This is a genomic window from Methylobacterium tarhaniae (genome assembly GCF_001043955.1).
In the GTDB taxonomy this organism is placed as follows: Bacteria; Pseudomonadota; Alphaproteobacteria; order Rhizobiales; family Beijerinckiaceae; genus Methylobacterium; species Methylobacterium tarhaniae.
The window spans coordinates 1-8,161 of sequence record NZ_LABZ01000261.1; the positions used below are offsets into that span (position 1 = coordinate 1).

At 70.2% G+C, this 8,161-nt stretch carries 4 protein-coding genes and 1 pseudogene; 2 read left to right on the forward strand and 3 right to left on the reverse strand.

Annotated elements, in window-relative coordinates; genetic code table 11:
* Both VQ03_RS27865 and VQ03_RS27870 read right to left on the reverse strand, forming a co-directional pair.
* The coding region (locus VQ03_RS27865; protein WP_048454174.1) for a methyl-accepting chemotaxis protein at positions 1 to 1,724 on the reverse strand (1,724 nt) is incomplete at its 3' end.
* Between the two features lie 335 nt (positions 1,725 to 2,059).
* On the reverse strand, positions 2,060 to 2,674 hold the full coding sequence (locus VQ03_RS27870; protein WP_048454175.1) for a TetR/AcrR family transcriptional regulator: 615 nt from the start codon (positions 2,672 to 2,674) through the stop codon (positions 2,060 to 2,062).
* An 88-nt stretch (positions 2,675 to 2,762) separates the two neighbouring features.
* Here VQ03_RS27870 and VQ03_RS27875 point away from each other — a divergent pair, with 88 nt between their 5' ends.
* Together VQ03_RS27875 and VQ03_RS27880 are read left to right on the forward strand one after the other, a co-directional pair.
* Positions 2,763 to 4,013 carry an efflux RND transporter periplasmic adaptor subunit gene (locus VQ03_RS27875; protein WP_048454176.1) on the forward strand — a complete coding sequence of 417 codons (1,251 nt, stop codon included), beginning with the start codon at positions 2,763 to 2,765 and terminating at the stop codon, positions 4,011 to 4,013.
* Between the two features lie 418 nt (positions 4,014 to 4,431).
* Complete coding sequence (locus VQ03_RS27880; RefSeq protein ID WP_048454177.1) at positions 4,432 to 7,623, forward strand: efflux RND transporter permease subunit; 3,192 nt, start codon at positions 4,432 to 4,434, stop codon at positions 7,621 to 7,623.
* 155 nt (positions 7,624 to 7,778) lie between these two features.
* Here the strand turns inward: VQ03_RS27880 and VQ03_RS34040 are convergent.
* A pseudogene (locus VQ03_RS34040) lies at positions 7,779 to 8,161 on the reverse strand (hypothetical protein); the annotation flags it as partial.

Below are 8,161 nucleotides of genomic sequence, written 5' to 3' on the forward strand. Positions count from 1 at the left end.
GCCTCGATCGTGGCGTTGAGCGCCAGCAGGTTGGTCTGGCCGGCGATCTGCGAGACGAGGCCGACGACGTCGCCGATGCGGGCGGCGGCGGCGGACAGCTCCGCCATCGTGCCGCCGGCATCGCGCGCCCGCGCCACCGCCTCGGCCGACATGCCGGCGGCCTGCACGACCTGCCGGCCGATCTCCGACACGGTCGCGCCGAGTTCCTCGGCCGCCGCCGCGACGGCGCCGATATTGCCGCTGGTCTGCCGGGCGGTGGCCGCGACGCTGACCGAGCGGGACGAGGTGCCCTCGACCGCGTCGTTCACGGCGCCGGAGGCCCCGGTCAGCCCTTCCGCCGCGCCCGAGACGCGGGTCACGATGCTGCCGACCGAGACCTCGAACCGATCGGCCAGGTCGCGCAGCATGTGGCGCCGGGTCTGCTCCTCGCGCAGGCGTGCCGCCTCGGTGGTCTGAAGCTGTTGGGCCGCCTCCTCCAGGGAGACGTCGCGGATCATGACCACGGCCCGGGCGATGTCGCCGATCTCGTCACGGCGCCGGAAGCCGGGCACCTCGTCGAGGGTCTGGCGGGCGGCCAGGGCCTTGAGCGCCACCGTGAGGGCGCCGAGGGGGCGCACGATCGCCCGCGACATGATGAGGCCGAGCACGGCCGTGCCGACGAGGACGAACAGGCCGATCAGCAGGAGCATCCGGGACAGGGCATTCACCGCCTGGAGCGCCTCGGCCTCCGACTGCTCCGCCACAATGGTCCAGCGGGCGCCGAGAACCGGCACGGCCGCGCTCACCGCCATGTGGCGGCCGTCGGGCGTCTCGTAGGAGAACGGCGCCTGCGCGGCGATCTGGCCCGGGGTGATGCCGAGATCGCTCGACGGCGCGCCGGCCGCGACCTTGGTCGAGAGCGGCGGGTTGCCGCGCAGCCGCCCGTCGGCGCCGACCGCCAGGGTCTGGCCGGTCTCGCCGAGGCCGGCGCGCTGCGACAGGGTCTGGTCGAACAGCGCGGGCGTGATCCGCATCACGACGTAGCCGGCGCGCTCCATGGCCTGCGCGGTACCCATGGCGACGTTGGCGCGCCGGTTCATCGCCCGGCCGACGAAGGCCGCGGGCGTGCCGCCGACCGGATAGGCCGAGAAATCCGCGAACGAGACCGCGTCGGGCCCGGCGCCCTTCATCTGCTCGAACAGGCGGGCGAGGGCGGTGTCGCGCAGGGCCGGATCGGTGACCGAGGCCGCGAAGTCGTCGCCCTTGGTCGCCGTGTAGACGATCCGCCCGTTGGGATCGAGGAACAGCAGGTCGGCATAGCCGGGCTGGCTCAGGAGCTTGCGGGCCACCTCCTGCACCTTGACGTGCCGGCGCCCGTACATGGTGTTCGTGGTGGTGCCGTCGAAGGCGAGCCGCGCCTCCGGGCTCGGCGGGGCCCGGAAGGCCGTGAGGATCCCGGCATAGTCCGGCTTGGCCGGATCGAGATTCTCGATGAGATCGGTGAAGTTCGAGGCCACCTGCGGGTGGCCGGCGACGGCGGTGAAATCGGCCTGGGCCCGATCGACGGCGAGGGCGATGCCGTGGCCGGTCGCCGTTGCGGCGAGCTGAAGCTGGTCCTGAACGGCCGAGACGAGGCTGCCTCGGGCGGACTGCCAGCTCAGGCCACCCATCACGGTCGCGCTGACGAGCGCCAGTCCGACGGTGGTGGCGGGCAGCCTGACGGCCAGCTTGGAGAGGGAGAACATGCGTGATCCAGCTCGCGACGCGCTGCTAGCCGTTGAAGGCGCAGGAAGCGGGGCGGAAGCCCCGATCCCTCCACAGAATCAGGGACGCGATAATTTTCCGTAAAACACCAATTCCTTTGTCACTACGTCAAGGCGATGACTTACCCAAAGGTCCCGCATCAGGTGATGCAGCTACAACCGTTCCGCGCGGGACGACCACCGGCGATCGACCTGTCGTCATCGCGGCGGTCGATGCTGTCGAGCAGGTCTCGATGATGGGCGGTGCGCCGACGCGGAAGGCGGGCCGCGGAGGTGGGCGAAAGCCCGCCGGAGGCCCACGCGGCGCCTCCGTCGGGTCAGCCCGGCTCGTCGGCCACTCCGTGGCTCGGCGGGAAGGCTCCGAGCGACACCCGCGCCACCTCCCGCAACGCCTCACGGTCCGCCCCGGAGGAGGCCAGCACCCCCATCCCCGAAGCGACCGTGGACAGGAAGCGGGCGAGCGCCGCCGGATCGCCGTCTTCGGCGAGGTCGCCGTCCCGCTTCGCCCGCACGAAGCGCTCGCGCAATTCGGTTTCGGTCTGGGCGCGGCGCGAGGCGAGTTCGAACGGGATGTTCTCCGAGCCGGCGCCGCAGGCCAGCCCCCCCTGGACCAGGAGGCAGCCGGGCGGGTTGGCCGGGTCGGTATGGCTCTCGGCGATGCTCGACAGGAAGCGCTCCGCCACGTCGCGAGCGGTCGCGCCCGCCAGCACGTAGCGCATGTGCTCGGCGCGGCGTTCGGCGTAGCGGTCGAGGGCGGCCTTCAGCAGGCCCTCCTTGCTGCCGAACGCGGCGTAGAGGCTCGGCGGCTTGATGCCCATCGCCTTCGTCAGCATCGCGAGGGTCGCCCCGTCATAGCCGTGGCGCCAGAACACCTCCATCGCCTCGTCGAGGGCCTTGTCCGTGCAGAAGGACCGGGGCCGCCCCATCACCATTGTCCGCTGGCTCCAGCTTTTGTATCGAGTGGTAGATAAGTCACTTGACGGCCGGCGTCCACGCCGACATGTGTATCGAACCTTACAGATGTCGGAGCCGGTCGTGAATCCCGATCCTGCTGTCGTCCCCTCCCGCGCTCCGCGCCTCGTCGCGGCCGGCCTCGCCCTCGCGCTGCTGGCCGGCGCATCCTACCACTTCGCGCCCCTGTCGCACCTCTCCTCCGGTCGAGCCGTCGCTGCGACCCCGCCCGTCGAGCAGGCGGTTCCGGTGCCGGTCGCGGCGGTCGAGCCCCGCGACGTGGTGCTGTTCGACGAATTCTCGGGCCGGCTCGAGGCGGTCGAGCGCATCGACGTGCGGGCCCGGGTCGGCGGTGCCGTGCAGGCGACGCACTTCTCCGAGGGCGACCTCGTCCGGGCCGGCGACCTCCTGGTGACGATCGACCCCGCGCCCTATGCCGCGGAGGTCCAGCGCCTGGAGGCGCAGGTGGCGGGCGCCGAGGCGCGGCTGGCGCTCACGGCGAGCGACTACGAGCGCGGGCAGCGCCTGTCGGACCAGCGCATCGTCACGGCGCGCGACCTCGACGTGCGGGCGAACGCCTTCAAGGAGGCGAAGGCCAATCTCGACGCCGCGAAGGCGGCGCTGGCGGCCGCCCGCCTCAACCTCGACTATACCGAGGTGCGGGCCGCGGTGAGCGGCCGGGTCGGGCGCCGGGAGATCACCCCGGGCAACCTCGTGGCGACGGGGGCCGGCGCCGCGGTGCTGACGACGCTGGTCTCGGTCGATCCGATCTATGCGAGCTTCGACGCCGACGAGGCGGTGGTGCTCAAGGCGCTCGGCGCCGTCGCGGAGCCCTCCGGCCGGCGCGGCAAGCTCGACCGCATCCCGGTCGAGATGACCACCGCCGACGGCGAGCGGGCCAAGGGGCACCTGCAATTCATCGACAACAAGGTCGATGCCCGCAGCGGCACGGTGCGGGTGCGCGCCACCTTCGCCAATGCCGACGGGCACCTCATCCCCGGCCAGTTCGCCCGCATGCGCCTCGGCCAGGCCGCGCCCGAGCGCCTGCTGCTCGTCGACGAGCGGGCGGTCGGCACCGACCAGGACAAGCGCTTCGTGCTGGTCGTCGGTGCCGACAACCGCGCCGAGTTCCGGGCCGTCACCCTCGGCCGGGCGGTCGAGGGATTGAGGATCGTCACCTCGGGCCTGACGGGGGCCGAGCGGATCGTCGTCAACGGCTTGCAGCGGGTGCGCCCGGGCAGCCTCGTCAGCCCCTCGCCCGTCACGATGGGGGCGCGGCCGATGCAGGAGCCGGGGACGGGGAAGCTGGCGCAGCGCTAAGGGGAGCGGACCCACCAAGTCGGCGCACCCCCTCCATCGCCGTTCCGGGGCCGCGCAGCGCAGTCCGGAATGGCGATGGAGGGCTTCAGTCCGGTCGCGCAGATCGGTTCCGATCCCTGCCATCCTTCTCAGGTGTCCGAAAGCAAGTCTCCGTTCCCCTCTCCCGAGTAGGAGAGGGGCCAGGGGTTCGAAGATCCCGCGTCGGGGGGCTGCGCTGCCGAGATAATCTCGGATTGTTCCGATCCCAGCACCCCGATCAGTGCTCGATCCTGAACCGCCACACCCTCACGCGGGATCTTCGATCCCCCTACTCCTCTCCCATTCGGGAGAGGGGGTCCCGCGACTTCATCGAATCTCATCCGTGAACCGGCACCCGCCCCGCGGCTGACGGCCTCTCCTCTCGCCCCCGGAGGGCGGCATGAACCTCTCCAAGTTCTTCATCGACCGCCCGATCTTCGCGGGCGTGCTCTCGGTGCTCATCTTCATCGGCGGGCTCTTGTCGCTGTTCGCGATGCCGATCTCCGAATATCCGGACGTGGTGCCGCCCTCGGTGGTGGTGCGGGCGACCTTCCCGGGCGCCAACCCCAAGGTCATCGCCGAGACCGTGGCGACGCCGATCGAGGAGCAGATCAACGGCGTCGAGGGCATGCTCTACATGTCGAGCCAGGCGACGACGGACGGCATCATGACGCTGACCGTGACGTTCCGGCTCGGAACCGATCCCGACAAGGCGCAGCAGCTGGTCCAGAACCGGGTCTCGCAGGCCGAGCCGCGGCTGCCGGCGATCGTGCGCCAGCTCGGCATCGTCACGGTGAAGTCCTCGCCCGACCTGACGATGGTGGTCCACCTCGTCTCGCCCAACGGGCGGTACGACATGACGTACCTGCGCAACTACGCGGTGCTCAACATCAAGGACCGCCTCGCCCGCCTCGACGGCGTCGGGCAGGTTCAGCTCTTCGGCTCGGGCGACTACGCGATGCGGATCTGGCTCGATCCGCAAAGGGTCGCCGAGCACGGCCTGTCGGCCGGCGACGTGGTGCGGGAGATCCAGGCCCAGAACGTCGAGGCGGCGGCCGGCATCATCGGCGCCTCTCCGGCCGTCCCCGGCCTCGACCTGCAGCTCTCGCTCAACGCCGAGGGGCGCCTCACCAGCGAGGAGCAGTTCGGCGACATCGTGGTCAAGACCGGCGAGGGCGGCGAGATCACGCGGTTGCGCGACATCGCCCGGATCGAGCTCGGCGCCGCGGATTACGCGCTGCGCTCGCTCCTCGACAACAAGGCGGCGGTGGCGCTTCCCATCTCGCAATCGCCCGGCTCGAACGCGATCCAGATCTCCGATGCGGTCCGCCGGACCATGGCGGAGATCAAGACGAACATGCCCGAGGGGGTCGATTACCAGATCGTCTACGACCCGACCCAGTTCGTGCGCGCCTCGATCGAGGCGGTGATCCACACCCTGCTCGAGGCGGTGGCCCTGGTGGTCCTGGTGGTGATCCTGTTCCTGCAGACCTGGCGGGCCTCGATCATCCCGCTGCTCGCCGTGCCGGTCTCGATCGTCGGCACCTTCGCGGTGATGCACGCCTTCGGCTTCTCGATCAACGCGCTGAGCCTGTTCGGCCTGGTGCTCGCCATCGGCATCGTCGTCGACGACGCGATCGTCGTGGTGGAGAACGTCGAGCGCAACATCGAGGCCGGGCTCTCGCCCCGCGACGCCAGCTACCAGGCGATGCGGGAAGTGTCGGGGCCGATCATCGCCATCGCGCTCGTGCTGGTCGCGGTCTTCGTCCCGCTCGCCTTCATCAGCGGGCTGACCGGCCAGTTCTACAAGCAGTTCGCCCTCACCATCGCGATCTCGACCGTCATCTCGGCGATCAACTCGCTGACCCTGTCGCCGGCCCTCTCGGCCCTGCTCCTGAAGGACCATCACGCGCCGAAGGACCGGCTGACCAAGGTGCTCGACAGCCTGCTCGGCTGGTTCTTCCGCCGGTTCAACCGCGCCTTCGGCTGGGCCTCGGACGGCTATGGGCGCGGCGTCGGCGGCGTCATCTCGCGCAAAGGGGCGATGATGGTGATCTATCTCGTGCTGGTCGGCGTGACCGCCCTGCTGTTCCGCCAGATCCCCGGCGGCTTCGTGCCAGGCCAGGACAAGCAGTACCTCGTCGGCTTCGCGCAATTGCCCGACGGCGCCACCCTCGACCGGACCGAGGAGGTGATCCGCAAGATGAGCGAGATCGCCCTGAAGGAGCCCGGCGTCGAGAGCGCGGTCGCCTTCCCGGGACTCTCGATCAACGGCTTCACCAACTCGTCGAATTCGGGGATCGTGTTCTCGACCCTCAAGCCCTTCGAGGAGCGGAAAGGTCCGGGCTTGAGCGGTGCCGCCATCGCGATGTCGCTGAACAAGAAGTATGCGGGCATCCCCGAGGCCTTCATCGCCATGTTCCCGCCGCCTCCGGTCAACGGGCTCGGCACGATCGGCGGGTTCAAGCTGCAGATCGAGGACCGGGCCGGCCTCGGCTACGAGGCGCTGAACGAGGCGACGAAGGCCTTCCTCGCCAAGGCCGCGCAGGCGCCGGAACTGGCCGGGCTGTTCTCGAGCTTCCAGATGAACGTGCCGCAGCTCTTCGCCGACATCGACCGGACCAAGGCGCGCCAGCTCAAGATCCCGGTCACCGACGTGTTCGACACGCTGCAGATCTATCTCGGCTCGCTCTACGTCAACGACTTCAACCGGTTCGGCCGCACCTACTCGGTCCGGGTCCAGGCCGACGCGCCGTTCCGCGCCCGCTCCGACGATGTCGGCCTGCTGAAGGTGCGGGCGGGCTCGGGCGAGATGGTGCCGCTCTCGACCCTCCTGCGCGTGCGCCAGACCGCCGGCCCCGAGCGGGCGATGCGCTACAACGGCTTCCTCACCGCCGACATCAATGCCGGTGCCGCGCCCGGCACCTCGTCGGGCCAGGCGCAGGAAGCCGCGAGCCGCATCGCCGCCGAGACCCTGCCGCGGGGCTTCGCCTTCGAGTGGACCGACCTCACCTACCAGGAATTCATCGCCGGCAATTCGGGCGTCTGGGTGTTTCCGCTCGCCCTGCTCCTGGTCTTCCTGGTCCTGGCGGCGCAGTACGAGAGCCTCGCCCTGCCGCTGGCGATCCTGTTGATCGTGCCGATGGGCCTGCTCGCGGCGATGACCGGCGTCTGGCTGTCGGCCGGCGACAACAACGTCTTCACGCAGATCGGCCTCATCGTCCTCGTCGGGCTCTCGGCCAAGAACGCGATCCTGATCGTCGAATTCGCCCGGGAGCTGGAATTTTCCGGCCGCACGCCGGTCCAGGCGGCGATCGAGGCGAGCCGCCTGCGGCTGCGCCCGATCCTGATGACCTCGATGGCCTTCATCATGGGCGTCCTGCCCCTCGTCACCGCCACCGGCGCCGGCTCGGAGATGCGGCGCGCGATGGGTGTCGCGGTGTTCTCCGGCATGATCGGGGTCACGGCGTTCGGGCTGTTCCTGACCCCGGTCTTCTACGTGCTGCTGCGGCGGGTGACCGGGAACCGGCCGTTGCGGCAGCATGGCGGACATGGGGCGGTGGCGGAGGAGCACGTGGTCGAGGCGGCGTGAGCGGACGACGCGGCCTTGCTGCCACACGTCACGTATAGCGCTGATGTTTCAAAATAGTACGTGGCTCCCCTCTCCAGGCGATGCCGGGCTTGCCCGGCATCGCCTGGAGAGGGGAACCGCGCTCTCTTGACGAAGCAGCTCGAGTGGAGACCTCGTCAGACCGCGAAATCCCCCGGCGCGATGTCCGCGCTGCGCAGGAAGATCTGCAAGGCCGGCTGCATCGACCGGTGCAGGTGGGCCAGGTCCTCGCGCGGACCGCCAAGCGCCCGGGTCATCGCCTCGTCCAGGCTGCCCGGGCCGTAGGGCGCGCCCGCATCGACCGCCGGCACGCCCCGCGCCTCGTCCCAGCCCATGGCGAGGTGACGGATCAGGGCGATGTGCTCGGGGCCGACCTCGAACACGATCTGCTCGGGCGAGGAACCGGCCGCCTCGTCGCGGAAGACGTCGGAGACGTGGGACAGGTCGAGCTTGGTCAGCGGGTTGTGGTAGCTGTAGCGGCCGGGTTTCAGTTCGGCGTGGCGCAGGAACGCCACCAGCG

Coding starts and splice junctions, on each gene's coding strand:
- VQ03_RS27880 (WP_048454177.1), top strand. CDS start 4,432: ATGAACCTCTCCAAGTTCTTCATCGACCGCCCGATCTTCGCGGGCGTG.
- VQ03_RS27870 (WP_048454175.1), bottom strand. CDS start 2,674: ATGGTGATGGGGCGGCCCCGGTCCTTCTGCACGGACAAGGCCCTCGAC.
- VQ03_RS27875 (WP_048454176.1), top strand. CDS start 2,763: ATGTCGGAGCCGGTCGTGAATCCCGATCCTGCTGTCGTCCCCTCCCGC.